The sequence below is a fragment of the Morganella sp. GD04133 genome, from assembly GCF_029835375.1.
GTDB lineage: Bacteria > Pseudomonadota > Gammaproteobacteria > Enterobacterales > Enterobacteriaceae > Morganella > Morganella morganii_B.
Genome location: NZ_JAODZS010000018.1, coordinates 35,235 through 61,400 on the forward strand (window position 1 = coordinate 35,235; position 26,166 = coordinate 61,400).

A 26,166-nucleotide genomic window follows, 5' to 3' on the forward strand; every position below is an offset into this window, starting at 1 on the left:
TTCTATTCTGTATATTGGCATCACTTTTGCAATTTATCCGCAGGACACCAGCAACCTGAAGCGGAGAATGCGATGAAAATGATAATGGCCATCATCAAGCCTTTTAAACTTAATGACGTCAGAGATGCGCTGAACGAAGAAGGTATTCAGGGATTAACCGTACTGGAAGTGCGGGGGGCGGGCAGACAGAAGGGGCATACTGAGCTGTACCGGGGGGAAGAGTACAGCACGGATTTTCTGCCGAAGACACAGATTAATATTGTTGTGCCTGATGATTCCCTTGATCGCATTATTGAGGCAATTTGCCGCTCGGCATACACGGGCAGTATCGGTGACGGGAAAATATTTGTTTCAGACATTATACAGGCGGTGCGGATCCGTACCGGTGAACAAAATGATGAAGCTATTTAAACCGCACGGAGAGACTCAGATGATGAAACGAAAAATGATCCTGCCTGTTGTGATGTCTTCCGTGCTGCCGCTCCCGGCCTTCAGTGCAACGGAAGGAATGGATCGCGCGGATAATGGTTTTATGCTGATTTGCGCCGCACTGGTGTATTTTATGACACTTCCCGGTATCGCATTGTTTTACGGCGGACTGGTACGGCGTGAGAATGTGCTGTCAGTCATGACACAGGTGATTGTCAGTTTCGCACTGGTACTGCTGTTATGGATTTTTTACGGTTACAGCATGGCATTTTCTGACGGAAATGGTGTGATTGGCGGCTTGTCGAATGCATTTCTCAGCGGGATAACGCCTGTCAGTAACAGCGGCAGCATCAGCCAGCTGACGCACGTTATTTTCCAGGGTTCATTTGCGGCGATTACTGTTGCGCTTATCACCGGTGCGCTGGCGGAGCGGATAAAATTTACGGCTTTTCTGCTGTTTACCGTTATCTGGTTCTCTCTGGCTTATGTGCCAATGGCGCATATGGTCTGGGGCGGCGGTTGGCTGGCGGAAGATGGCGCACTGGATTTTGCCGGGGGAACCGTGGTGCATATTAACGCGGCGGTTGCCGGGTTAGTTGGTGCTTACATATTAGGAGCGCGCCTGTTACCGGGCAAAACAGCCACCAAACCGCACAGTCTGCCGATGGTCTTTACCGGTACGGCTATCCTTTATATAGGCTGGTTCGGGTTTAATGCCGGATCTGCAGGAAAACCGGATGGTATTGCGGCGCTGGCTTTTCTGAATACGGTGATTGCGGTAGCAGCGGGGGGGCTGGCGTGGGTGATAGCAGAGTGGTGCATGCGGGGTAAGCCCTCACTTCTTGGTGCATGTTCCGGTTGTATCGGCGGTCTGGTCGGTATCACCCCGGCAGCCGGTACAGTGGGCGTTGCGGGAGCTATTGTCATCGGTCTGGTCAGCGGTCTTGCCGGTTACTGGGGTGTCACCGCACTGAAACGCCGCCTGAAAGCCGATGATGTCTGTGATGTCTTTGGGATCCACGGAGTTTGCGGCATCGCGGGCTGTCTGCTGACCGGGGTTTTTACAGCGTCTGCGCTCGGCGGTACCGGTTACGCGGAAGGTGTCACTATGCTGCATCAGGTATGGATTCAGGCGGAAAGTATCCTGGTGACTGTGCTCTGGAGCGGAGTGATTACTTACATCGCATTCAAATGCGCGGCACTGACAACCGGTGTACGCTGCACAGAAGAAGACGAGATCAACGGGCTGGATATCAGCACGCACGGCGAACAGGCCTATAACCGGTCATAAGCCGCAAAAAAGTAAGCCCCCGCTCACAACTGTGCAGCGGGGGCTTTTTTTATTGTTGCCAGCGGGATATTTATTTCTCCCGTAAGCGCAGAACACCCTCCTGCACCGTAGAAGCAACCAGCACACCGGCCTGATTATAGAAGTGACCACGGACAAATCCGCGTCCGCCGGACGCTGTCGGGCTTTCCACCGCATACAGCAGCCATTCATCCAGCCGGAACGGGCGGTGATACCACATGGAATGATCGATGGTGGCAATCTGAATTTCCGGCTGCATAAAGCCGTAGCCATGCGGCTGGAGAGCGGTCGGCAGGAAATTGTAGTCAGAAGCATAACTGAGCAGATACTGATGCAGCGCCTGATCATCCGGCATTGCGCCGTTGGTTTTCAGCCAAGTATAGCGCACCGGTGGATTTTCCGGGTTCTGAAACGGGCTGTAAAACCGCACCGGCCGCCATTCAATGGCCTGTTCCCGCAGGAACAGTGCCTGCATTTTCGGCGGCAGATTCACGGCAATCTTGCGGGCGATATCGGTTTCAGAGGCGAGTCCGTCAGGACCGGGAACATCCGGCATGGTATTCTGATGCTCAAAACTGCTCTCTTCCCCCTGGAAAGAGGCGGTCATATAGAAAATCGGTTTTCCGTTCTGAATAGCGCTGACACGGCGGGCACTGAAACTCTTGCCGTCACGCAGATTTTCCACATCATAAATAATGGGTTTATGGCTGTCGCCCGGGCGCAGAAAATAGCTGTGAAATGAATGAACGCGGCGATCAGCCGGAACGGTTTGTCCCGCTGCATACAGTGCCTGTCCGGCAACTTGTCCGCCAAAGACCTGTGGCAGGCCGAGATCTTCACTTTGCCCCCGGAATAACCCGTCTTCGAGTTTTTCGAGTGCCATCAGGTTTATCAGGTTTTCTAATGCCAGGCTCATAATTACCCTTATTAAGTATTTCAGCAGGAACCGGTCATTCTAATCGCTGTCAGTGCAATTGAAAAATGATAAACCGCCGTTATGTGCGGTTCCCGGTCGGCAGAGGTCTGTTGTTGTGTCAGTGGTGTGTAAAAATACAGCGGTCAGCGCCGGTTGCCTTGCTATTTCAGTGCTGATCCCGGATAATGACACCGCCTCATTATTGAGGGTTCCTATGGGGGCTTTGTTGGTTCTCCCGCAACATGAACTTGTTAACTCGGTCAGGTCCGGAAGGAAGCAGCCATAGCAGGGGAATTGTGTGCCGGGATGTCGCTGGCAAGGCCCCCACCCATTTCAGTTGTACCCGTCTCTGTGATTATCCCGTTCCTGATTCTGAACCTCCCTGTCTGAACAGACGATATCTTCTGATATTCATCCGGCGCATATTGTTCATATATTCATGATTTAACGTTATCTCTGTCCGCGCAAACCGGAGCATTCAGCAGATAACATCAGGTAAAAGGATACAGCAATATGTGTAAAATTTGTTTTATGTTGTCAGTATAAAAGAATGAGTTTCACATAAAACAGCATGTTCAGATAAAAATTTTATTTTTGATTTAACACATCATAGTGGTAAATAGTGAAAATGTAATTTTCTGTACAGCAGGTGTATTAATAAATACGTATCGGAATTTAATAACCTGGTGAGTGAAAAAAAACAGAAAATATATGCTTTTGTTATAAATTATATCTGTAACGTAATATAGGTAAAGAATAGCAGGATAAATAGCGGGCATGATCAAAAGCCAAAGTCAGCCAGCTGTGCCTTTGGCCCGGGATCACTAAAAATAAGACTATTGCCTGAAAGAGAGGCAGTTACAGCAGACTGAATTAACGGACAAACTTCCAGACAGATGCCGGGATTTTGTCATACAGTTTATTCATGGTTAATTCAGCCAGACGATGATCAGCCGCTGAATAAAAAACCTCCAGCTCGTCATCAGTCAGTTCATATTTGTTCTTCTCAATGACACGTTCCAGTGTTTCAATCGAAGTGCACTTACGTAAGCGCATGAGATAGTCCAGTTTAGTCATCATATGTTATCTTCTTGCTGAGTTGTTAGTACGCAATATACTGATATATAGGTCTGTATTCCGTTAGTGGACAAGATGCCCCTCGCTGGTCAGCATGCTGCTTACCAGTGATGCCATCTTCTTCCATTCCTCAACCTCATTAAATGAAACTTCCATCTGACCAAACAGCGCGTAAGTTTCATCGATGTATTCATCGACAAATGAGATGAGGTCCTTATTTTGTGTATGTTTTATCTTAAAACTCCAGGTTACGTCAGCAATGTAACCTAATAATTCGTTAAGTTTTAAGTTTGAATCTGAGGCTAAATCATTAACCCAATAATTATTGCTTCTGATGAGCGTTTGCGTGCCTTCACGGCAAAGTTCATCGCACAGATACTTCAATACCGCAATATCGTAATTTCGTGGAGAATACTCGTCCATAATCACCTCCTGAATGTAACCGGGAATGATAAGGCGCTGAAAAACGTTAAATTATAATTAACACATGAGTAAGGTATTACGTTATCGACGTCGGTATATTATATATAGCATCAGCCTTTAATTATAAATAAAGGTAACGTAAAGATCCGTTCAGCACAAGCGGATAACCAGACGCTGATTACGTGTTAATCTGTTTCAGTCAGTGAACGTGATGTTCCGGAAAAAGATGTGGATAAAAAGGTCTGAGTTAACCCTGCTGGTAATATAACACTATTTCGGCTCTTGTCACTAGCCAAAATACAAAAAAAATAAATTTAAATACAGAATAAATGCGTGGATACACAGTCTGTAATTACTCATCTGCTTAAATTTACTGAATTTTTATGAAGAAGGACAGGTGATGAATCATAACGTGTTATGACAAAACCTTACATTTGTGAAAAGTGATAATTTACACTCATCTATTGTTTATTTAAGTTTTTTTTACTCAAATTTAAAAATATTCGTCATGTCAAAAAAATAAAAAAGGTCACTAATGTGACCTTTTTATGTTTAAGCAGGATTAAAATCCGTCAGGACTATCACTTTTCTGCGTGACCGCATGAGCATGCTCAATATCGTCACTCTTCTTACTGAAGCGACGGCGGATAACCACATAGAAGACCGGTACGAAGAAGATAGCCAGTGAGGTCGCGGCGATCATACCACCGAATACCCCGGTACCAACGGCGTTCTGTGCACCGGAACCGGCACCGTTACTCAGGACTAATGGTATAACCCCGAGCATAAAGGCCAGTGATGTCATCAGGATAGGACGCAGACGCATCTTAACGGCTTCCAGTGTTGCTTCAATCAGTCCTTTACCTTCTTTCTCCATCAGGTCTTTGGCGAATTCCACAATCAGGATGGCGTTCTTCGCCGACAGCCCGATGGTTGTCAGCAGACCGACCTTGAAGTACACGTCGTTATCCAGCCCGCGTGCGTGGGTCAGTAACAGTGCGCCGATAACCCCGAGCGGAACCACCAGCATAACAGAGAACGGAACCGACCAGCTCTCATACAGGGCCGCCAGACAGAGGAAGACCACAATCAGAGAGATGGTATACAGCGCCGGGGCCTGGTTACCGGACAGTTTTTCCTGGTAAGACATACCTGTCCATTCAACACCAAAGCCCTGCGGCAGTTCTTTCGCCATGCTTTCCATCAGTGCCATCGCATCACCACTACTTTTACCCGGTGCGGCGCTGCCCTGAATCTGCATAGCCGGAATACCGTTATAACGTTCAAGGCGCGGTGAACCGAAGGTCCACGGATCCTTTTGCGTATCGATAAAGGCAGAGAATGGTACCATCTGACCCTGATTATTGCGGACATACTGCTCAGCAATATTTTTCGGCTGCATACGGAACGGCGCATCAGCCTGTACGTACACTTTCTTCACACGACCGCGGTCGATAAAGTCGTTGACGTAGCTGCCGCCGAACATGGTGCTCAGCGCGGCGTTAATGGTTTGGATATCAACCCCTAATGCCTCTGCTTTCTGCTGATCGACATGGATATGATACTGTGAGGTATCTTCCATCCCGTTCGGACGCACCTGCACCAGCATATCCGGATGCTCGCCTGCCATCTTCAGTAACTGGTTACGGGCAGCGGTCAGTGCTTCATGACCCTGGTTGGCGTTATCCATCAGTTCGAGATCGAAGCCGCTGGATGAACCCAGTTCCACAATCGGCGGAATGTTAACCGCGAAGATCATGGCTGAGGTATCGGTAAAGAAGTGCTGGTTGGCGCGTGCAACAACCGCTTCCACCTTATCTTCTTTCGCCTTACGTTCATCCCAGTTTTTCAGAACGATAAACGCCAGACCCATATTCTGTCCCTGACCCGCAAAGCCGAAGCCGTTAACGGTAAAGACAGATTCAACCACGTCTTTTTCATTTTCCAGATAGTACTTACTGACACCATCAAGAACAATCTGGGTTTGTTCCTGTGTGGAGCCCGGAGATAACTGAACCATCGTCAGCAGTACGCCCTGGTCCTCTTCAGGCAGGAACGATGTCGGCAGACGGGTAAACATGAAGATCATGCCTGCAACCAGCAGCACATAGATCAGCAGGTAACGCCCGGTCCCGCGCAGCATACGGCCCACACTGTTGGTGTAGTGGTTGGTCTGCTTCTCAAACATACGGTTAAACCAGCCGAAGAACCCGGTTTGTGTGCCGTGGCTGCCTTTGGTGATTGGTTTAAGCATAGTGGCACACAGTGCCGGTGTCAGGATCAGTGCCACGAAGACGGATAATATCATCGCGGAAACAATGGTAATCGAGAACTGACGGTAGATTGCCCCGGTTGACCCGCCGAAGAAGGCCATCGGAATAAATACCGCTGATAACACCATGGCGATACCGACCAGGGCGCTCTGGATCTGAACCATCGACACTTTTGTGGCTTCTTTCGGCGGCAGGCCGGTCTCCTGCATAACACGCTCGACGTTTTCCACCACCACGATGGCGTCATCCACCAGAAGACCGATTGCCAGTACCATCGCAAACATCGTCAGGGTATTGATCGAATACCCGAAGGCGGCAAGGGTGGCAAAGGTTCCCAGCAGTACCACCGGTACGGCGATTGTCGGGATCAGCGTTGCACGGAAGTTTTGCAGGAACAGATACATCACCACAAACACCAGCATGATCGCTTCGACCAGTGTTTTCACCACTTCGAAAATGGAGATTTTGACGAATGGTGTCGTATCGTACGGATAAACAACAGTCAGACCGTCCGGGAAGAACTCGGACATATTGTTCAGTGTATCGCGGACTGCTTTGGCGGTATCCAGTGCGTTAGCGCCGGTCGCCAGTTTGATCCCGATACCCGCTGCCGGTTTACCGTTATAGCGGGCGATACTGCCGTAGTTTTCTGCACCCAGTTCAACATATGCCACATCTTTCAGGCGGACAACGGAGCCGTCAGTGTTAACCCGCAGCATGATTTCCTGAAACTGCTCAGGACTGTTCAGACGGGTCTGTGCAATGATGGAGGCGTTCAGGCGCTGGTTTGGTACCGGCGGGGTTCCCCCTAACTGACCGGCGGCAACCTGGTTGTTTTGTACCTGAATGGCATTGATGATATCAATCGTACTCAGGTTGTATTTAACCAGTTTATCCGGGTCAAGCCAGATACGCATAGCATACGGGCTGCCGAACAGCTGGGTCTCACCCACACCGCCGACACGGCTGATCGGATCTTTGATGTTGGAGCCGACATAGTCCGCAATGTCATTTTGTGACATTGAGCCGTCTTCAGAGATAAAACCCGCCACCAGCAGGAATGAACTGGCTGATTTCTCAACCGTGATCCCCTGCTGCTGAACTTCCTGAGGAAGCAGCGGCATTGCCAGCTGGAGTTTATTCTGAACCTGTACCTGAGCAATATCCGGGTTGGCGTCCGCTTCAAAGGTCAGCGAGATATTCATGTTACCCGCTGAGTCACTGGTTGAAGACATGTACACCATTTTGTCGATACCGTTCATGTTCTGTTCGATAACCTGCGTTACCGTGTTCTGAACCGTTTCGGCATCGGCGCCCGGATAGTTTGCGGAAATTGAAATAGTCGGCGGTGCAACAGTCGGATACTGTGCCACCGGCAGTTTCATGATCGCCAACAGACCTGCAAGCATGGTAATAATGGCGATTACCCATGCAAATATCGGTCTTTCAATAAAAAACTTTGGCATGAATCACTGACTCCTTATTGGGACTTCTGAGCAGATTCAGTATTTTTCGGCGCAGCCGCCGGCTGTGCATTTAAATCTGCTTCTGTTGCCTTAACGGCAGCACCCGCTTTGATTTTCTGGAAGCCTTCAACCACCACGCGCTCACCATCGTTCACACCGGATGTGACCAGCCATGAGCTGCCGTAAGACTGGCCGACAGTGACCGGACGGACTTCGATTTCATTTTTGGCGTTCACAATGTTAACCACCGCACCTCCTTTGGCTGTACGGATAACACCCTGCTGAGGGATCAGGATGGCGTCAGGACGCACACCTTCATCAACACGGGCGCGGACAAACATGCCCGGCAGCAGGGTTTCCTGCGGGTTCGGGAACACGGCGCGCATGGTGATAGAACCGGTGGTTTCGTCAACCGTCACATCGGAGAATTCCAGATAACCTTTATGGGTATAATCTTTGTTTTCCGCTGTCACCAGACTGACCGCCACTTTACCCTGTTCTTTATCCACGACACCGCTGGCGATTTCGTGTTTCAGACGCAGATAATCATCGCTGGACTGAGTCACATCCACATAGATAGGGTCGATCTGCTGAACCAGTGTCAGTGCCTGGGTCTGACCCGTTGCCACTAATGCACCCTCAGTCACGTTTGATTTCCCGGACAGGCCGGAAATCGGTGACGTAACTTTGGTGTAGTTCAGGTTGATTTGTGCTGTCTGAACCGCAGCCTGTGCAGCCTGAACCGCAGCCTGAGCCTGTGCGTATGTGGAGACCGCCTCATCATAATCCTGGCGGCTGATATAGTTTGTTCCCAGCAACGGTTTATAGCGGTTCACTGTCAGGCGGGCCAGTTCGGCATTCGCTCTGGCTTTGGCCAGTTCAGCCTGCGCGCTGTTCAGCGTGGCCTGAAAAGGAGCCGGATCAATTTGATAGAGCGATTCGCCTTCTTTGACGTCACTTCCTTCTTTGTAGTTGCGTTTTAAAATGATGCCGCCGACCTGAGGGCGCACTTCTGCGATGCGGTAAGCAGAAGTTCGTCCCGGCAGTTCCGTGCTCACTGTCAGTGGTGCCGCTTTCAGTGTGACAACTTTAACATCCGGCGGTGGCATTTCGCCCCCTTGCTTCTGCTCTTCACCACATCCGGACAGCAGAAAGCTCCCGGACAGAACGAGCATCGCCAGAGGTAGAACGCCTCTGTTTTTTCGCATAGTAAACCTCTATAAAATGTCGATTTTTAACCGGTAAATATGGTTGATTAACTAATAAATCAGCGTGCTATAATACAAACATACACGAATGTATGTAAATTAACTTCAGATGACACAGGCCTTACATGGCACGAAAAACTAAACAACAGGCCGGAGAAACCCGCCGGCAGATTATTGATGCCGCATTGACCGCCTTCAGTGAGCGGGGCGTGTCTGCGACGTCATTAGTGGATATTGCAAAGCAAGCAGGTGTGACCCGTGGTGCGATCTATTGGCACTTCAAAAATAAAGTTGATCTGTTTACTGAAGTCTGTTCGATAACCGATACGAAAATTGGCTTTATTGAACAAGAGTATCGGGCAAAATACCCGGATAATCCACTTTTAGTGTTTAAGAAAATATTAATTTACATTCTGACGTCTGTGGCATCCGATCCCAAAATGCGGGCTATTTTGAGCATTTCATTTCATAAATGTGAATTTACCGGTGAAATGAGCGAATTAATTACCATCAGACAAAATTTATATGCTGCGGAATACTCCAGAATAGAATCTTTTCTGATAGAAAGTGTCACTCTGGGGCTGCTGCCGTCAACCCTCGACCTGCGCCGTGCGGCTATTATGCTGCGCGGGATGATAACCGGGCTGTTAGAAAACTGGCTCTTTTCCAGCGAGAGTTTTAATATCAGCGGGCAGGCCGAATATTTGGTTGACGGTTATCTGGATATGTTAATGCTCAGTAAAAATATGCAACTACCGCCGGCAGACGCCTGATTTACATTTTATAACATTAACCTTAAGGATATCATGTATGAAGCCTGTATTAATTATTGCCAACGGCGCTGCGTATGGCAGTGAATCTTTATTTAATGCTCTGCGTCTGGCAATTGCGATTAAAGAGCAGGATACTCAGGTGCCGATGAATATTTTTCTGATGTCAGATGCGGTGGTTGCCGGGTTACGCGGTCAGCAGCCGAAAGAAGGTTATAACCTGAAACAGATGCTGGAGATCCTGCTGGCACAGAAAACAGAGATTAAGCTGTGCAAAACCTGCACCGATGCGCGCGGTATCACTGAGCTTCCGCTGGTGGACGGTGTGCAGGTCGGGACGCTGGCCGAACTGGCACAGTGGTCACTGGATGCAGAAAAAATCATTACCTTTTAATCAGATAACCTGAAACAAACAGCCGGGGAAGGGCAGATACAGGTGGATATTATTATGAAGCGAATCAGCCGTGTCCCGGCTTCCGGTCTGCTGAGGCAGATTTTCCTCCGTCTTTTTACCTGTTTTATCTTTCTGCTGCCGGTACTGGTTCAGAACAGTGCATTGGCGGCCGCGCCGGATATTCCGGACCGCAACACCATTCAGACCGAACTCAATGCTCTGAATAACCGCAAAGAACAGACTGCCGCTGATAAGTTATCAGTGCAGGATCTGGAGCGGGCGCTGGTGTTTTATGACAATCTCGATGCCCTGAAAGAGAAATCGCAGGCACTGAAAAAACAGGTGGATGACGCCCCGAAATTGTCAGATCAGGTCACACAAAAATTAACGCAGATTAAATCATTAACGGATGAAGGCGTGGCGGAATACCGGGCCTCCATTGAGAATCTGCCGCTCTCACAGCTGGAGCTGAAACTTAACAGCACCCTTGAGGCGTTGCAGACCGCACAGAATAACCTCTCTTCTTATAACAGTGATCTGATTGCACTCCAGACTCAGCCTGAGCGCGCGCAGAATATTATGTATGCCAATGTGCAGCGCCTGCAGCAGATCCGCGTTGAACTGAATGACTCTATGGCAGCCCAGAAAGTGCTGCGGCCGACGGAAATTGAAGCCCTTCAGGTAGAGCAGTATTACTTACAGCAGCAGATTGATTATCAGAAGCGGGCATTACAGTCGAACACCCTGCTGCAGAACCTGCTGCAGGTGCAGCGTGACTATGTGGTGGAACGCATCAAACAGCTGGAAAGCAATATTGATGTGATTCAGGAAACCGTCAGCAGTAAACGGCTGGATTATTCGGAAGAAGCAGCCAAAGAGGCGCAGAGCTCGGATGATACCCCGCGTAATATGCAGGACGATCCGCTGGTGCAGCGTGAAATCGCGCTCAACCATGATTTAAGTGAAAAACTGGTCGCCGCTACCCGTGATAATAACCAGCTGGTGCAGCGCACGATTAAAATCCGCAGTATTCTGGATCGCGCGCTGCAATCCGAGCGCAACCTCAAAGAGCAGATTACGGTGTTGCGCGGCAGTCTGCTGCTCTCCCGTATCCTGTTTAAAGAGCAGATCAACCTGCCGCCGGATTTACTGATTAAGGATTTACCGGACAGAATTGCGGATATGCGCCTGGCGCAGTTTGAAATTAACCAGCAGCGCGACAAGCTTTATCAGCCGGACAATTTCGTCAGTACCCTGATTGACGAATACGCCAAAACCCATGATGTACCGGCGACCGAAGCGGATCTGCGGGCTCAGAAGCATGCACTGATGCAGGTGGTGTCCGTCCGTCAGGATCTGCTGGATCAGCTGAATACCCAGATGGGCAACCAGATTTCCCAGGCGATTAACCTGCAGCTGGATCAGACTCAGCTGGTTACCGTGGTGGCTTCACTGGAGAAAACCCTCGCGCAGCAGATTTTCTGGGTCAACAGTAACAAACCGGTAAACCTGGCCTGGTTTCAGTCTTTCCCGGGCGCAGCCAAACAGGAGCTGACGTCACTGGATCTGAACTGGTCACTGCAAAGCCTGGTCAACGGTTTTATCGATTCCCTCTTTATTACCATTCCGCTGCTGATTATTGCGCTGCTGCTGCGTTTCGGTACCAAGAATATTGATACCAAACTGGCGGAAATTAATGCCGATGTCGGGCGGCTGAAAAAAGACCGGCAGATATACACGCCGATGGCGCTGGGGCTGACGCTGATCAAAACCCTGCCTTCCTCACTGCTTGTCATCGCTTTCGGGTATTTTTGCCTGAAAACCGGCAGTGCGGATTCCGCGCTGATGTGGACCATCTCCCGCCAGCTGGCACTCTTCTGGGTGCTGTTCGAGTGGAGCTACCGGGTGATGAAACCGGAAGGCATTGCGGTCACGCACTTCGGGATTGACCCGGAGATCTGCCGTACCGGCCGCCGCAGACTGGTGCGTCTGGCTCTGCCGCTGCTGCCGATTATGCTGTGGGCCGCTTACGGCATGGAATATCCGCTGCGTCTGGTGGATGATGTGATTGGTCAGCTGGTGGTGCCGGTGGCGCTGGTGTTCGTCTTTGCATTCACACTGCCGTTCTGCATTGAGATCTGGCGTGAGAAAGGCTCTCACCTGGTGCGGGCCTTTCTGCTGACCCTGCTGACGTTCTCTCCGCTGATTCTGGTGGTGCTGGTCGGTCTGGGGTATTACTACACGGCGCTGCGCCTCAGCAGCCGCTGGATAGACAGCCTCTATCTGCTGCTGATGTGGTATATGGTGTATCACACCAGTCTGCGCGGCCTGGCACTGGCGGCGCGGCGGCTGACCTATCAGCGTGCGCTGGCCCGTCGTCAGAAACAGCAGGTTCAGCATAAAGAACAGCATGAGGGGGATGATGTCCCGGATATGATTGTGGAAGAGCCGCCGATGTCGATGGAGCTGATTAATCAGCAGTCACTGCGTCTGACCTCGATGGTGCTGTTTATTGTCTTTGCGGTGGCGTTCTACGGTATATGGTCTGATTTTATTACCATATTCTCTTTCTTCGACAGTATCACGCTGTGGCATTACAACGTCGATACCGCACTGGGGAATGTGGTGGAGGCGATCACGCTCGGGGATCTGATCCTGTCTGTCCTGATTGTGGTCATTTCCTGGATAATGATGCGCAACCTGCCGGGGCTGCTGGAAGTCCTTGTGCTCTCACGTCTCTCGCTGCGTCAGGGTACCTCGTACGCTATCACCACGATTCTGACTTACCTGATTGTCGGGATCGGGACGATTGCCGCGTTCGGTACGCTCGGGGTGTCGTGGGGTAAATTACAGTGGCTGGCGGCAGCCTTAACCTTCGGTCTCAGCTTCGGGTTACAGGAAATCTTCGCCAACTTTGTCTCTGGTATCATTATTCTGTTCGAGCGCCCGATCCGCATCGGCGATACCGTCACTATCGGCACCTTCTCCGGTACGGTTAACAAAATCCGTATCCGTGCGACCACGGTGGTTGATTTTGACCGCAAAGAGGTGATTATCCCGAACAAAGCCTTTATGACCGAGCGCCTGACCAACTGGTCACTGTCTGATACGGTCACGCGGATTGTGATTAATGTCGGTGTGGCTTACGGTTCGGATCTGGCGAAAGTGAAAGAGGTCTTACTGAAAGCCGCCACCGATAACCCGAAAGTGATGACTGACCCGGCGCCGGGCGTGTATTTCACCGAGTTTGGTGCCAGCAGTCTCGATCACCAGCTGCGTTTCTATGTGCGCACTATCGGTGACCGCAGTGCCACCACGGACGAAGTGAACCGCGCGATTGACCGGATGGCGCGTGAAAACGATATCAATATCGCCTTCAACCAGCTGGAAGTGTATCTCCACGATCAGAACAGCGGTAAAGAAGTGCAGGTGCAGGGAAAAGATAAGGATGACGGCGCTCAGCCGGCCTGATCACCGTCAGTATCGCGCAGTTTGTTTTCATAATCGCGGCGGACAATCTGTAACGCCGCGAGCACGGTTGCGGGCGGGATGCGGTTTTCTTCCAGCAGACAGATAAGATCGACCGCCAGTTTTACCTCATCGGGGGCATTTTCAAGACTCATGGGGATATCCGGTATCTGATTAAAATTCGGTGCCGTCGTGGCGTTCAATCTGCCGCTCTATCCGCTGCAGCGCCTGACGGCAGCGGACAAGGCGTCCGGCCAGTGCTGCCAGCTCTTTCTGCAGTTTTTGCTGTTCGGCAAAGGTTTGTGCGCGGCCGAGGGCCAGCTCACGGTCATCGGTCATCTGTGCCAGGCGGCGCTCATAATCCTGATGCTGCGCCAGACGCTGATACAGATCCACCTGGCTGTCCCGTTTCACATAGCTTTGCTCTTTCTGCCGCAGGGACTGCGTTGCCGCTTCACGGCTCAGTGCCGCAATCTGGGCAACAATTTTTTCTGCCAGGAAGCGCACCTGTTCTGCCCGGTTTTCATCCGCACACAGCTCAAGCTGATCAGTATGGTGCAGTAATTCATCCATGCAGAGACGCAGGGTTTTATTGCGGGCGGCGAACAGGGTATCATCGAAGCAACGCTGGCTCAGCTCCCTGTCTGCTATCGGGGCAATTTGCGCTTCCAGCGCGCTGATTTTCTGCCTCAGCGCCTGTAACAATTGTCTGGTGTTCATATCCGCCTCAGTGAAATGTGCCCGGGATCGTCGTTGTTGAGGATCTGATAACTACGGAAGCATTTTTTAGTCTGTTTGATATAAAACAACAAATAATCGGCAAAGTCACGGGATACGGTTGCAATTTTCCCCTGATTTGCATAGATTCTGAGGTTTCGTGTTCTCTCTATGGCACCTATTATGAGCGCAACTGCTGAACAACTGCAATTTATTAAAGAAAGTATCCGGACTATCCCTGACTATCCTAAGGAAGGGGTACTGTTTCGCGACATCACCACATTACTGTCTGACCCTGAAGCTTACCGCCTGACGATTGATATGCTGGTGGCGCATTTCGCAGACAAAGGGATCACCAAAGTCGTGGGCACTGAAGCCCGCGGATTCTTATTCGGCGCACCGGTTGCGTTACGTCTGGGTGTCGGCTTTGTTCCGGTCCGCAAAAAAGGGAAATTACCGTGTGATACCCTCAGCGAGACCTATGATCTGGAATACGGCACTGATACCCTGGAGATGCATAAAGACAGCATCAGCAGCGGTGACAACGTGCTGGTTGTTGATGACCTGCTGGCCACCGGCGGCACCGTCAATGCGACCATCCGTCTGATCCGCCGTCTGGGCGGTGAAGTGCATGAAGCGGCCTTTATTATCGGCCTGCCGGATCTCGGCGGCGCGAAACGCCTTGAAGCGGAAGGTGTACACAGCTTCTGCCTGCTGGAATATGCCGGCGGTTGAGTCTCTCCCCATATTAAACGCAAACTCAGCCTCGCCCATTGTGGTGAGGCTGTGGTAGCATGATGGAAAATCATGTTCACTCTCTGCGGAATCCATGAGCTATCAAGTCCTTGCCCGTAAGTGGCGACCACAAACATTTTCACAGGTTATCGGTCAGCAGCATGTTCTGACAGCGCTCGCAAACGGGCTGGAACATCAGCGGCTGCACCACGCCTATCTCTTTTCCGGTACCCGCGGGGTCGGAAAAACCACCCTGGCACGCCTGTTCGCCAAAGGTCTCAACTGCGAACAGGGCATCACCGCCACCCCGTGCGGTAAATGCCAGAACTGCCTGGAAATTGAGCAGGGGCGGTTTGTTGATCTGATTGAGATCGATGCCGCATCGCGCACCAAGGTGGAAGATACCCGTGAACTGCTGGATAACGTCCAGTACGCTCCGTCACGCGGGCGTTTCAAAGTCTATCTTATCGATGAAGTCCACATGCTCTCCCGTCACAGCTTTAATGCGCTGCTGAAAACCCTGGAAGAGCCGCCGGAGCACGTCAAATTCCTGCTGGCGACCACCGACCCGCAAAAGCTGCCGGTGACGATTTTATCCCGCTGCTTACAATTCCATCTCAAAGCACTGGATGTGGATCAGATCAGTCAGCAGCTTGATACCATTCTGACCGCAGAACAGATTGAAAACGATGCCCGCGCACGGCTGTTACTGGCCCGTGCCGCCGACGGCAGTATGCGTGATGCTCTGAGTCTGGCGGATCAGGCGATTGCGCTTGGTGCCGGGAAAGTGACCACGGACGTGGTCACGCAGATGCTCGGTACTCTCGACGACGAGCAGCCCCTGACTATCCTGGAAGCCCTGGTAAAAGGGGATGGCGTTCAGGTGATGAACGGTGTGAACGATGCCGCATCACGGGGCGCGGACTGGGATAATCTGCTGACAGAAATGCTGGCGGCGCTGCATAAAATTGCCATGCTGCAACTGCTGCCGGTACAGGAAAACAGTGCTGCCGGTGTGACAGAAGAGCGTCTGCGTATCCTGGCCCGGGCCATTGCCCCGGCGGATCTGCAACTCTATTACCAGACACTGCTGGTCGGCCGCAAAGAGCTGCCGTATGCGCCGGACAGACGCATGGGCGCGGAAATGGCACTGTTACGTGCGCTGGCATTCCATCCGCGTAATGTGATTGATGACGTGATCACCGCGCCGTCCGTGGCACCGGTTTCCCTGCCGTCACAACCGCAGACCGCAGCACCGGTCGCACCGGCACGCAGTACACCGCCGCCGGTGATGCCGCAGGAAACGGAAAATAACCCGACAGCCCAGTTGCTGAGAGCCCGTGATGCGCTGAACCGGCAGGAGACCCCGCCGTCAAAAAAGTCTGAGCCGGTTACCTTAACGGATAAGGGTAAACCGGCGAACTCAGCACTGGAGCGACTCGCTGCCGTGACTGAAAACCGCCGGGGGCGTGCTGTGTCTGCACCGCAGCCGAAAGCATCCGGAAAGCCGCAGCCGTATCAGTGGCGTCCGCAGAAACAGGATGAACCGGAAGAAAAAACCCCGGTTGCGCGCCCGAAAGATATCAAAAAAGCCCTTGAGCACGAAAAAACACCGGAAGTGGCTGAAAAGCTGGCTGTTGCCGCCCGGGAACGGGATCCGTGGGCGGCGGATATTGATAAAATGCAGCTGCCGAAACTGGTGCAGCAACTGGCGCTGAATGCCGTGAAAGAGCAGACCGGGGAAGACAGTATTTGTCTGCATCTGCGTACCTCGCAGCGCCACCTGAATTCAAAATCAGCACACAGTGTGCTGAGTGATGCACTGAGTGAACTTTATGGTAAAGTTATCAGTCTCACGATTTGTGAAGACGATGATGTCAGCATGAAAACGCCGCTGGAATGGCGGCAGGCTATCTATGAAGAGATGCTGGCGCAGGCGCGTCAGTCCATTGTGACGGATAAAACCATTCAGACTCTGCTGACCTTTTTTGATGCGGAACTGGATGAAGAGAGTATCCGGCCTGTTTAACCACCCTGCGTTGGAATACGCAATTTAGTCAAAGAGAGAAAACTATGTTCGGTAAAGGCGGTTTGGGCAATCTCATGAAACAAGCCCAGCAAATGCAGGATAAAATGCAGCAGATGCAGGAAGAGATTGCAAATACGGAAGTCACCGGTGAATCCGGTGCAGGCCTGGTTAAAGTGACTATCAACGGCGCACATAACTGCCGCCGTGTGGAAATCGATCCAAGCCTGATGGAAGACGACAAAGAGATGCTCGAAGATCTGATTGCTGCCGCATTCAATGATGCCGCGCGTCGTATCGACGAAACTCAGAAAGAAAAAATGGCGTCAGTCTCCAGCGGAATGCAGCTGCCGCCGGGCTTTAAGATGCCGTTCTGATGCAAACCAGTCCGCTTCTTGAAGCACTGATGGACGCCCTGCGTTGCCTGCCGGGCGTCGGGCCGAAATCGGCGCAGCGTATGGCGTTTCAGCTGTTACAGCGCGACCGCAGCGGCGGGATGCGCCTGGCACAGGCGCTGACCCGTGCCATGTCGGAAATTGGTCACTGCCGGGACTGCCGGACGTTTACCGAGCAGGAACAGTGTACTATCTGCGCTAACCCTCGCCGTCAGCAGACCGGCCTTATCTGTGTGGTGGAAAGCCCGGCGGATATCCACGCGATTGAGCAGACAGGGCAGTTTTCCGGCCGTTACTTTGTGCTGATGGGACACCTGTCACCGCTGGACGGCATCGGTCCGATGGATATCGGGCTGGATAAACTGGAGGCGAGGCTGGCTCAGGAAACCATCACTGAGGTGATCCTGGCGACCAACCCGACAGTGGAAGGGGAAGCCACCGCCAACTATATTGCGGAAATGTGCGCGCAGTATGATGTCTCCGCCAGCCGTATCGCCCATGGTGTACCGGTCGGCGGTGAGCTGGAAATGGTGGACGGTACGACCTTGTCCCACTCCATTGCCGGACGTCAGAAAATCCGTTACAACAGCGGTTACTGACAGCAATTTTGCCGGTTACCCGGACAGACGGTCTGTGCCGTCTGTCACTTTTCCTCAGAATTGTCACAAAAAATTCCCCGTTTGCCTTGAAAATGTAAAGACCGGCCCCACCTGATTTTTATCCTGTTTTTTTTCGTTGATAAGTCAGTCTGAGGTTATTCATGAGTCTGCAAGAACAAGAAACCCGTGGTTTTCAGTCAGAAGTAAAACAACTTCTGCAGTTAATGATCCACTCACTTTATTCCAACAAAGAAATTTTCCTGCGCGAGCTTATCTCCAACGCCTCTGATGCGGCCGATAAACTGCGCTTCCGTGCCTTATCCGACAGTTCACTGTATGAAAATGACGGTGATCTGCATGTCCGTCTGTCCGCTGATAAAGAAAAACGCACCCTGACCATCAGTGATAACGGTATCGGGATGACCCGTGATGAGGTCATCGACAACCTGGGCACGATTGCCAAATCCGGCACCAAAGCTTTCCTCGAATCGCTCGGCTCTGACGCGGCAAAAGACAGCCAGCTGATCGGTCAGTTCGGGGTGGGTTTCTATTCCGCCTTTATCGTGGCAGACAAAGTCACGGTGATCACCCGTGCCGCAGGTGTGCCGTCTGATCAGGCAGTATTCTGGGAATCGGAAGGGGAAGGGGATTACTCTATCGCCAAAACCCACAAGGATTCACGCGGTACTGAAATCACCCTGCATTTCCGTGAAGGGGAAGATGAGTTCCTCGATGACTGGCGTCTGCGCTCGGTTATCGGCAAATATTCTGACCATATTGCGCTGCCGGTGGAAATCGAAAGCAAAAATGAAGAAGACGGCACTGTTATCTGGGAGAAAATCAACAAAGCTCAGGCACTGTGGACGCGCAATAAAAACGACATCAGTGATGAAGAATATAATGAGTTTTACAAGCATCTCTCCCATGACTTTGCCGATCCGCTGACATGGGCGCATAACCGCGTGGAAGGGAAGCAGGAATACACCAGCCTGCTCTATATCCCGTCTGTGGCACCGTTTGACCTGTGGCACCGCGACCAGCGCCGCGGCCTGAGCCTGTATGTCCAGCGCGTGTTTATCATGGATGACGCGGAACAGTTTATGCCGAACTACCTGCGCTTTGTGCGCGGCCTGATCGATTCCAATGATCTGCCGCTCAACGTCTCCCGTGAAATTTTACAGGACAGCGCTGTGACCCGCAGCCTGCGCAGCGCACTGACCAAACGTGTTCTGCAGATGCTGGAGAAACTGGCGAACAATGATGCTGAAAAATACCAGACTTTCTGGCAGCAGTTCGGTCTGGTTCTGAAAGAAGGCCCGGGTGAGGACAGCACCAATGCGGAACTGATCGCTAAACTGCTGCGTTTTGCCAGCACGAAAGAAGACAGCTCCGCACAGACCGTTTCCCTGGCGGATTATGTTTCCCGCATGGCGGAAGGTCAGGAAAAAATTTACTACATCACCGCAGACAGCTATGCAGCTGCGAAAAACAGCCCGCACCTGGAACTGTTCCGCAAGAAAGGGATTGAAGTCCTGCTGCTCTCCGATCGCATCGATGAGTGGATGATGAATTACCTCAATGAATTTGATGGTAAAACCTTCCAGTCTGTCAGTAAGGCCGATGAATCACTGGAAAAACTGGCGGATGAAGATCCGGCAGCGAAAGAAGAAGCGGACAAAGAGCTGGCACCGTTTGTTGAGCGGGTGAAAACCCTGCTCGGTGATCGCGTAAAAGAAGTGAAACTGACCCACCGTCTGACATCAACCCCGGCGATTGTCACCACCGATGCTGATGATATGAGCACACAGATGGCGAAACTGTTTGCCGCCGCCGGCCAGCAGGCGCCGGAAGTGAAATACAACTTTGAACTGAACCCGGAACACCCGCTGGTGAAACTGGCTGCAGAACAGCAGGATGAAAGCCGCTTTGCCGACTGGATCAACCTGCTGCTCGATCAGGCGCTGTTTGTTGAACGCGGAACCCTGGAAGATCCGAACGAATTCGTTTCCCGGATGAATAGTCTGTTATTAGGCTAAAAACAGGCGTTCCCGCGACGGGTGAGCGAAATCGCGCATAACCCGCTTAAAAACCACATGATTTCATGATGATCATGTGGTTTTTTTATTGAAGTCAGGAAAACCGAACAGCAGAGTTTCCCCGCTTTTCTTGAGTCCATACCCTGACAAATGGTATGGTAGCTTGTTTTTATCCGAATTATAAAAAAGCAACCAGCAAGGGGTTTACGCAATGCGTATTATTCTGCTCGGCGCTCCGGGCGCCGGTAAAGGGACTCAGGCTCAGTTTATCATGGAAAAATACGGGATCCCTCAGATCTCGACGGGTGACATGCTGCGTGCAGCAGTGAAATCCGGCAGTGAATTGGGTCTCCAGGCAAAAGAACTGATGGACAACGGCAAATTAGTGACTGACGCATTAGTTATCGCACTGGTTAAAGAGCGCATCAAACAGGATGACTGCCGTAACGGTTTCCTGCTGGACGGGTTCCCGCGTACCATTCCGCAGGCAGATGCAATGAAAGAAGCCGGTATCACCGTTGATTTCGTTCTGGAATTCGATGTTCCGGATGAGATTATCGTTGACCGTATTATCGGCCGCCGTGTACATGCGGGCTCAGGCCGTGTGTATCATGTAAAATACAATCCGCCGAAGACAGAAAATAAAGACGACGTGACTGGTGAAGAACTGACCATCCGTAAAGATGATCAGGAAGAGACCGTCCGTAAGCGTCTGGTGGAATACCATCAGCTGACTGCACCACTGATCCAGTACTATCAGAAAGAAGCTCAGATGAGTGACGTGAAATACAACCGTATTGACGGCACCCGTCCGGTAAGCGAAGTCAGTCAGGAATTAGCCCGTATCCTGGGTTGATCCGGCACTTATTTCTGTCAGGCAGCCAAACGGCTGCCTTTTTTTATCCTGAACTGCCAGTGAACCGCAGCCAACGAACCTGCGGGCAAAAGGATGAAGAACATGAAGAACATGGCAGAAAAGAATAAGAATCATTACATACAATACATTACCCTGACAATCATTCTCAGTTGCTGACAGGATTTTCTGATGACAAATCAATACAAACGCGGCGTTTTACTGGTTAATTTAGGGACTCCGGATGCGCCGGAAACCCCGGCGGTAAAACGCTATCTGAAGCAGTTTCTGAGTGACCCGCGTGTGGTGGATGTCTCTCCGCTGCTCTGGCAGTGTATTCTGCGCGGTATTGTGCTGCCGTTCCGCTCACCGCGTGTGGCGAAGCTTTATCAGTCTGTCTGGATGGAAGAGGGTTCCCCGCTGCTGGTATACAGCCGCCGTCAGCAGGCGGCACTGGCGGCTCAGATGCCGGGGACTCCGGTGGAACTGGGGATGAGCTATGGTTCGCCGTCGCTGGAATCTGCGGTTGATGCCCTTTTGGCGCAGGGCGTGACACATCTGGATATTCTGCCGCTGTATCCGCAGTATTCCTGCTCAACCACCGCGGCGGTCTTTGACGGGCTGGCGGATATCTTTAAACGCCGCCGGACATTCCCGTCACTCCGTTTTATCCGCAGCTACGCGACTCACCCGCTCTATATTGAGGCGCTGGCACAGTCGGCAGAGGCGGCATTCGCGAAGCACGGGGTACCTGACCGCCTGATTTTGTCCTATCACGGAATTCCTGTCCGTTATGCGAAAGAAGGGGATATTTACCCGGCGGAATGTGACGCGACAACAGCATTACTGCGGGAAAGGCTTAATTTCCCGGCAGAACGTATCATGCACACTTATCAGTCCCGCTTTGGCCGTGAGCCGTGGCTTACGCCTTATACTGATGAAACCATGAAGTTATTACCCTCGCAAGGCGTTAAATCCGTTCAGGTGATGTGTCCGGGGTTTTCTGCAGACTGCCTGGAAACATTAGAGGAAATAATGGAGCAGAATAAAACATTCTTTTTATCTTCCGGAGGCGTTGAATATCATTACATTCAGTCCCTTAATGATGATGAAATTCATATAAAACTAATGCGGGCGTTAGTTGGTTAGTTTTTTTACATGCCAATCTGGAATAGTCCGAAATATACCACTGTTATGCGTAGAATTTTAAGGAATTAATGTTAACATTACCTATATGACAATTAATTAGCCGAAAAATGACAGATATTACTGTTCATTTTACGTAAAATTCAGTATTTCACATGACAGATATTACTGTTCATTTTACGTAAAATTCAGTACTTCATTGCAGACAGGACGGGTGCTACGGATATGGTGAATGAGAAGGGCTCAGTTAACCTTAATAATGACGAGATCGATATTATTGATCTGCTGACGCTGTTGTACCGGCATAAGATTTTTATCGTCATTGTGACCGTATTATTCGCTGCCGCCGGATTTGGTGTCGCCAAAATACTGCCGCAGAAATGGACCAGCACAGCCGAAGTGACGGCGACAGATCTCCGCGATATGCCGGATCTGGATAACGTCCGTCTGCAGATGAATGCACTTAACGTGTCTGCGGTCTCTGATTTACCTGCGGCGTTTAATGTTTTCAGTACGGTCTGGCAGTCGCCGTCAGTACAGGAATCATTTCGTCTCTCACAGGGTGATACCACCGTTTCCGGCTCTTTTGGTTTTCAGAAAACGGACGGAAACATACTGGAACCGGCTACCGCCAAAGTCACCTTCACCGCTGCTGACCCGCAGACCGCACAGCAAATGCTGTCGGATTATCTCGATTACACCGCGCAATACAGCCGGAATGTGATGCAGACACAGTTGCAGGAAAACCTCGCGGCTGCGCTGAGTGCCGGTCAGAGCCAGTACAGGGTGGCGCTGGTGAAAGCCGAACATCAGCGTGAGCAGACGCTGGCTTACCTGGCTGCAGCAGAACGGGTTGCACCGGCGGCGGCTTCTGCCCCGCCTCAGAATCCGGGAGCAGACCCGGTAGCGTCTTACCGTGCCATGGGCCGCCCGGCGGTGACACAGATGATAGACTCCCTGAAAGCACTGGATTTACCGGCGGTGGATGCGGAACTTCTGGACAGAGCCTATACCCTGAAATCCATCAAAAGTATCGCGCCTTTCTCACTGAATATTATTCCGTTCACCGTGACCGAATCCCCGGATCTGCCGGTGGTGAAAGACGGCCCCGGCACGAAAATGTATCTCATTGCATCCGCCTTTTTAGGGTTTATCCTTGCAGTGATGGCGGTTTTTTCATGGAATATGTTTGTTAACAGAAAAAAAACAGCATAATTTCCGGTTGAGCGGACATTGAGGGTTCTGTCCGCTCACATTCTTCGTCCGGTTATGATAAAATGCGGCATCTTTTTTTCCGGCCATGAACCTTTATGAAATTCCCCGGCAGACGCAAATCCAAACACTATTTCCCGGTCAGCCTGCGTGACCCGTTATTACAGCCCGTCCAGCTGATGAAAGATGATGAAAATACCCGCGCCTATATCGTGGGTATTGATCAGACGCTGGTGGATATTGAAGCCAACGTGGATGATGATTTTATCCGCCGTTATCAGCTCAGCCGTGGGCATTCGCTGGTCATTGAGGATGATGTGGCTGAAGAGCTCTACCGGGAGCTGATCGGGCGTTCGCTGATCACGCATGAATTTGCCGGCGGCACTATCGGTAATACTCTCCACAATTATTCCGTCCTGGCAGACGACCGTTCTGTGCTGCTGGGTACCATGTGCAATAATATTCAGATTGGCAGCTATGCCTATTATTATCTGTGCAATACATCCAGTCGTATGGATCTTAACTATTTACAGGGTGTTGACGGCCCGATTGGCCGCTGCTTTACTCTGATCAGTGAAAACGGCGAGCGGACATTTGCCATCAGCCCCGGGCTGATGAACCAGCTGCGTCCGGAAAGCATTCCGGAAGCGATCATTGCGGAAGCCTCGGCACTGGTGCTGACCGCCTATCTGGTGCGCTGCAAACCGGGCGAACCGATGCCGGATGCCACCATGAAAGCCATTGAATACGCGAAAAAACATGATGTGCCGGTGATCCTGACACTGGGCACCAAACATGTGATCGCGGAAGATCCGCAGTGGTGGCGTGATTTCCTCGCGCAAAATATTTCTGTGCTGGCAATGAATGAAGAAGAAGCGCTGGCACTGACCGGAATTGCCGACCCGCTTCTGGCGTCAGATAAAGCCCTTGACTGGGTGGATCTGGTGCTGTGTACCGCAGGTCCTGCCGGGTTATATATGGCTGGTTATTCAGAAAAAGAATTTATGCGCGAAACTACCCACCCGCTGTTACCGGGCGCACTGGCGGAATTTAACCGTTATGAATTCAGCCGTGCAATGCGTAAGAAAGATTGTCAGGATGCAGCGCGGGTCTATTCCCATATCGAGCCTTATATGGGCGGCCCGGATAAGATAATGAACACCAACGGTGCCGGCGACGGGGCATTATCGGCATTACTGCATGACATTACGGCCAACAGCTATCACCGGATGAATATTCCGAACTCCAGTAAGCACCAGCGCCGCTATCTGACCTACTCTTCTCTGGCGCAGGTCTGCAAATATGCCAACCGTGTCAGCTATCAGGTACTGATTCAGCACTCACCGCGTCTGACCAAAGGGTTACCGGATCGCGAAGACAGTCTGGAAGAGTCATACTGGGAACGCTGATAAAGATAATTGAAAAACGCCGGAATTTTCCGGCGTTTTTTATGGGCAATAACAGATAGCTCAATATATTACCTATAAGGATAATCTGTGTTACACATCGGTATCATCAACTTTACTGATGAAGTTGAGGTGAAAAATTCGCTTTAACCTCAGGTTATGTTGAGGTTTAAGCTTTGGTCATTCTCGGCAAGAGAGGCTTGCCAGATGAAATATACCCTTTATTGAATGTAACAAGGAAATGACCATGAATACTGTAAAAACACTGATTACTGCTTCTGCTCTGACACTGTTTTCCTTTGCGGCTTCTGCTGAATCAGTCTCTGTCACCAGTGACACACTGACATCTGCTGAAGCAAAAATTGCTGAAAAAGCACAGGAAAGCGGAGCTTCCGGTTATACCATCACCAGCGCCCGTACGACTGATAATGTGATTATGACGGCAGAACTGCACAAATAATGGTATTCAGTGACTGAGTATCTTTTTATTATCCTCTGATATAAATCCTGCTCCGGCAGGATTTTTTATGTGTATATAAAAAGCCCAGTCAGACCGGGCTTGTAGCTGATGTTTAGTTCTGCGAATTAAAATAATTTCTGTACATTTCCATCTGCTCAGGTGTGATTTGTGTCGGATTAACAAGTACAGGTATCGGTACATTGACAGGAAGTTGTTTTATACCATCATGAATTAAACTGCCCACTACAGCAGTCCCGGCCCCCACGACTGGTGCAGCCGGTGTCATTGCAGCCCCTATTGCTGCTGTTAACACAAGGTCATTTATAAATTTAATATTATCAATATTATTCTGATTACCTGCTCCTGAAACATTTTCCATCATATGCTTAGTTAATAATTTCATATTATTTAATTCTTTTTACAGAATCGGATACCCATAGTGAGATCAGATTAATAACACTCCCTGTAATAACCGAGATAGAATAATTAGTATCTGTGTAAAATGAAAAATTAAAATACATCTCTTTTAATACACTTGTCTTTAAAAGAGGAAACAATGTAACAAATAGCGTTGATACAATTACAGATATAATAACTCTATTTATTATTTTTTGTTTTAGTATTATTTTTCTGAAATATATGATATTCACAAGACTCAGTAGCACTGCAATAAAATACTGACCAGAATCAGGCATAGCGCCTCCTCAGGAGCAAAGTAGTAACGATTTTTCACGGTGTGTATTTCTTAAAACTCATGACAATGACAGATATTATTATATTTTCACCTGATGGGGTACTGACTATTCTCAGGTAATTTAATAAAATTAACAATTGCTGTGTTAATTATC

General features: G+C 50.5%; 23 protein-coding genes and 1 other RNA gene. 16 read left to right on the forward strand and 8 right to left on the reverse strand.

Annotated features, from left to right (window positions below; genetic code table 11):
• Window positions 1–72 precede the first annotated feature (72 nt).
• A complete protein-coding gene (locus tag N7387_RS10520; RefSeq protein ID WP_262859092.1) occupies window positions 73–411 on the forward strand; it encodes a P-II family nitrogen regulator in 339 nt (112 codons plus the stop codon).
• A gap of 19 nt (window positions 412–430) precedes the next feature.
• Window positions 431–1,720, forward strand: a complete 1,290-nt coding sequence (gene amtB / locus N7387_RS10525) for an ammonium transporter AmtB (RefSeq protein ID WP_279798802.1) — start codon at window positions 431–433, stop codon at window positions 1,718–1,720.
• Between the two features lie 70 nt (window positions 1,721–1,790).
• Here the strand turns inward: amtB and tesB are convergent, their stop codons facing one another.
• Entirely contained in the window at window positions 1,791–2,654 is an 864-nt protein-coding gene (tesB, locus tag N7387_RS10530; protein ID WP_279798804.1) for an acyl-CoA thioesterase II, read from the reverse strand.
• 224 nt (window positions 2,655–2,878) lie between these two features.
• On the opposite strand from tesB, the gene ffs reads away from it, so the two are divergent.
• Window positions 2,879–2,975: signal recognition particle sRNA small type (gene ffs, locus N7387_RS10535), an RNA gene on the forward strand.
• 552 nt (window positions 2,976–3,527) lie between these two features.
• Here the strand turns inward: ffs and N7387_RS10540 are convergent.
• From N7387_RS10540 to N7387_RS10555, 4 genes are all read right to left on the reverse strand, one after another.
• Window positions 3,528–3,731, reverse strand: coding sequence for an HHA domain-containing protein (locus N7387_RS10540; protein WP_024474604.1), 204 nt, complete (start codon window positions 3,729–3,731; stop codon window positions 3,528–3,530).
• Window positions 3,732–3,794: 63 nt separating this feature from the next.
• A complete protein-coding gene (tomB, locus tag N7387_RS10545) occupies window positions 3,795–4,154 on the reverse strand; it encodes an Hha toxicity modulator TomB (RefSeq protein ID WP_262859095.1) in 360 nt (119 codons plus the stop codon).
• A 562-nt stretch (window positions 4,155–4,716) separates the two neighbouring features.
• The gene (locus N7387_RS10550) at window positions 4,717–7,893 is read right to left on the reverse strand and encodes an efflux RND transporter permease subunit (RefSeq protein ID WP_025151709.1); all 3,177 of its coding nucleotides are present in this window, start codon (window positions 7,891–7,893) and stop codon (window positions 4,717–4,719) included.
• Window positions 7,894–7,907: 14 nt separating this feature from the next.
• Window positions 7,908–9,101 (reverse strand): efflux RND transporter periplasmic adaptor subunit, encoded by a 1,194-nt coding sequence (locus tag N7387_RS10555; protein WP_025151708.1) that lies wholly within the window; start codon window positions 9,099–9,101, stop codon window positions 7,908–7,910.
• 125 nt (window positions 9,102–9,226) lie between these two features.
• On the opposite strand from N7387_RS10555, the gene acrR reads away from it, so the two are divergent.
• Genes acrR through mscK form a run of 3 tightly spaced genes read left to right on the forward strand, consistent with a single transcriptional unit; the run spans window position 9,227 to window position 13,736 of the window.
• Entirely contained in the window at window positions 9,227–9,874 is a 648-nt protein-coding gene (gene acrR, locus N7387_RS10560) for a multidrug efflux transporter transcriptional repressor AcrR (RefSeq protein ID WP_045138041.1), read from the forward strand.
• A 37-nt stretch (window positions 9,875–9,911) separates the two neighbouring features.
• On the forward strand, window positions 9,912–10,265 hold the full coding sequence (locus N7387_RS10565; RefSeq protein ID WP_279798810.1) for a DsrE family protein: 354 nt from the start codon (window positions 9,912–9,914) through the stop codon (window positions 10,263–10,265).
• A gap of 54 nt (window positions 10,266–10,319) precedes the next feature.
• Window positions 10,320–13,736, forward strand: coding sequence for a mechanosensitive channel MscK (gene mscK / locus N7387_RS10570; protein WP_279798813.1), 3,417 nt, complete (start codon window positions 10,320–10,322; stop codon window positions 13,734–13,736).
• Here mscK and rsmS read toward each other — a convergent pair.
• Together rsmS and N7387_RS10580 are read right to left on the reverse strand one after the other, a co-directional pair.
• Complete coding sequence (gene rsmS, locus N7387_RS10575) at window positions 13,724–13,888, reverse strand: pleiotropic regulatory protein RsmS (RefSeq protein WP_262859098.1); 165 nt, start codon at window positions 13,886–13,888, stop codon at window positions 13,724–13,726. The two genes, mscK and rsmS, sit on opposite strands and share 13 nt — an antisense overlap.
• Before the next feature lie 19 nt (window positions 13,889–13,907).
• Window positions 13,908–14,453, reverse strand: coding sequence for a primosomal replication protein (locus N7387_RS10580; RefSeq protein ID WP_025151704.1), 546 nt, complete (start codon window positions 14,451–14,453; stop codon window positions 13,908–13,910).
• A gap of 180 nt (window positions 14,454–14,633) precedes the next feature.
• Between N7387_RS10580 and apt the strand changes: the two genes are divergently transcribed.
• The 10 genes from apt (at window position 14,634) to N7387_RS10630 (ending at window position 25,318) form a co-directional block, all read left to right on the forward strand.
• Window positions 14,634–15,185, forward strand: coding sequence for an adenine phosphoribosyltransferase (gene apt, locus N7387_RS10585; RefSeq protein WP_025151703.1), 552 nt, complete (start codon window positions 14,634–14,636; stop codon window positions 15,183–15,185).
• Between the two features lie 94 nt (window positions 15,186–15,279).
• Entirely contained in the window at window positions 15,280–17,214 is a 1,935-nt protein-coding gene (gene dnaX / locus N7387_RS10590; protein ID WP_279798817.1) for a DNA polymerase III subunit gamma/tau, read from the forward strand.
• A 44-nt stretch (window positions 17,215–17,258) separates the two neighbouring features.
• Window positions 17,259–17,588 (forward strand): YbaB/EbfC family nucleoid-associated protein, encoded by a 330-nt coding sequence (locus tag N7387_RS10595; RefSeq protein WP_015422952.1) that lies wholly within the window; start codon window positions 17,259–17,261, stop codon window positions 17,586–17,588.
• Complete coding sequence (gene recR / locus N7387_RS10600) at window positions 17,588–18,205, forward strand: recombination mediator RecR (RefSeq protein WP_025151701.1); 618 nt, start codon at window positions 17,588–17,590, stop codon at window positions 18,203–18,205. The genes N7387_RS10595 and recR overlap by 1 nt, the downstream gene beginning before the upstream one ends.
• Window positions 18,206–18,366: 161 nt before the next feature.
• Window positions 18,367–20,241, forward strand: coding sequence for a molecular chaperone HtpG (gene htpG / locus N7387_RS10605; protein ID WP_279798822.1), 1,875 nt, complete (start codon window positions 18,367–18,369; stop codon window positions 20,239–20,241).
• Between the two features lie 211 nt (window positions 20,242–20,452).
• Window positions 20,453–21,097, forward strand: coding sequence for an adenylate kinase (gene adk / locus N7387_RS10610; RefSeq protein WP_004236486.1), 645 nt, complete (start codon window positions 20,453–20,455; stop codon window positions 21,095–21,097).
• Window positions 21,098–21,286: 189 nt separating this feature from the next.
• Window positions 21,287–22,243 carry a ferrochelatase gene (gene hemH / locus N7387_RS10615; protein WP_279798826.1) on the forward strand — a complete coding sequence of 319 codons (957 nt, stop codon included), beginning with the start codon at window positions 21,287–21,289 and terminating at the stop codon, window positions 22,241–22,243.
• A 222-nt stretch (window positions 22,244–22,465) separates the two neighbouring features.
• Entirely contained in the window at window positions 22,466–23,455 is a 990-nt protein-coding gene (locus tag N7387_RS10620) for a Wzz/FepE/Etk N-terminal domain-containing protein (RefSeq protein WP_279798828.1), read from the forward strand.
• Window positions 23,456–23,550: 95 nt separating this feature from the next.
• On the forward strand, window positions 23,551–24,861 hold the full coding sequence (locus tag N7387_RS10625; RefSeq protein WP_279798830.1) for an inosine/guanosine kinase: 1,311 nt from the start codon (window positions 23,551–23,553) through the stop codon (window positions 24,859–24,861).
• Window positions 24,862–25,105: 244 nt separating this feature from the next.
• On the forward strand, window positions 25,106–25,318 hold the full coding sequence (locus N7387_RS10630; protein WP_046893191.1) for a DUF1471 domain-containing protein: 213 nt from the start codon (window positions 25,106–25,108) through the stop codon (window positions 25,316–25,318).
• 112 nt (window positions 25,319–25,430) lie between these two features.
• On the opposite strand, the gene N7387_RS10635 is transcribed toward N7387_RS10630, so the two are convergent.
• A complete protein-coding gene (locus N7387_RS10635; RefSeq protein ID WP_214181181.1) occupies window positions 25,431–25,721 on the reverse strand; it encodes a hypothetical protein in 291 nt (96 codons plus the stop codon).
• Between the last annotated feature and the right edge of the window lie 445 nt (window positions 25,722–26,166).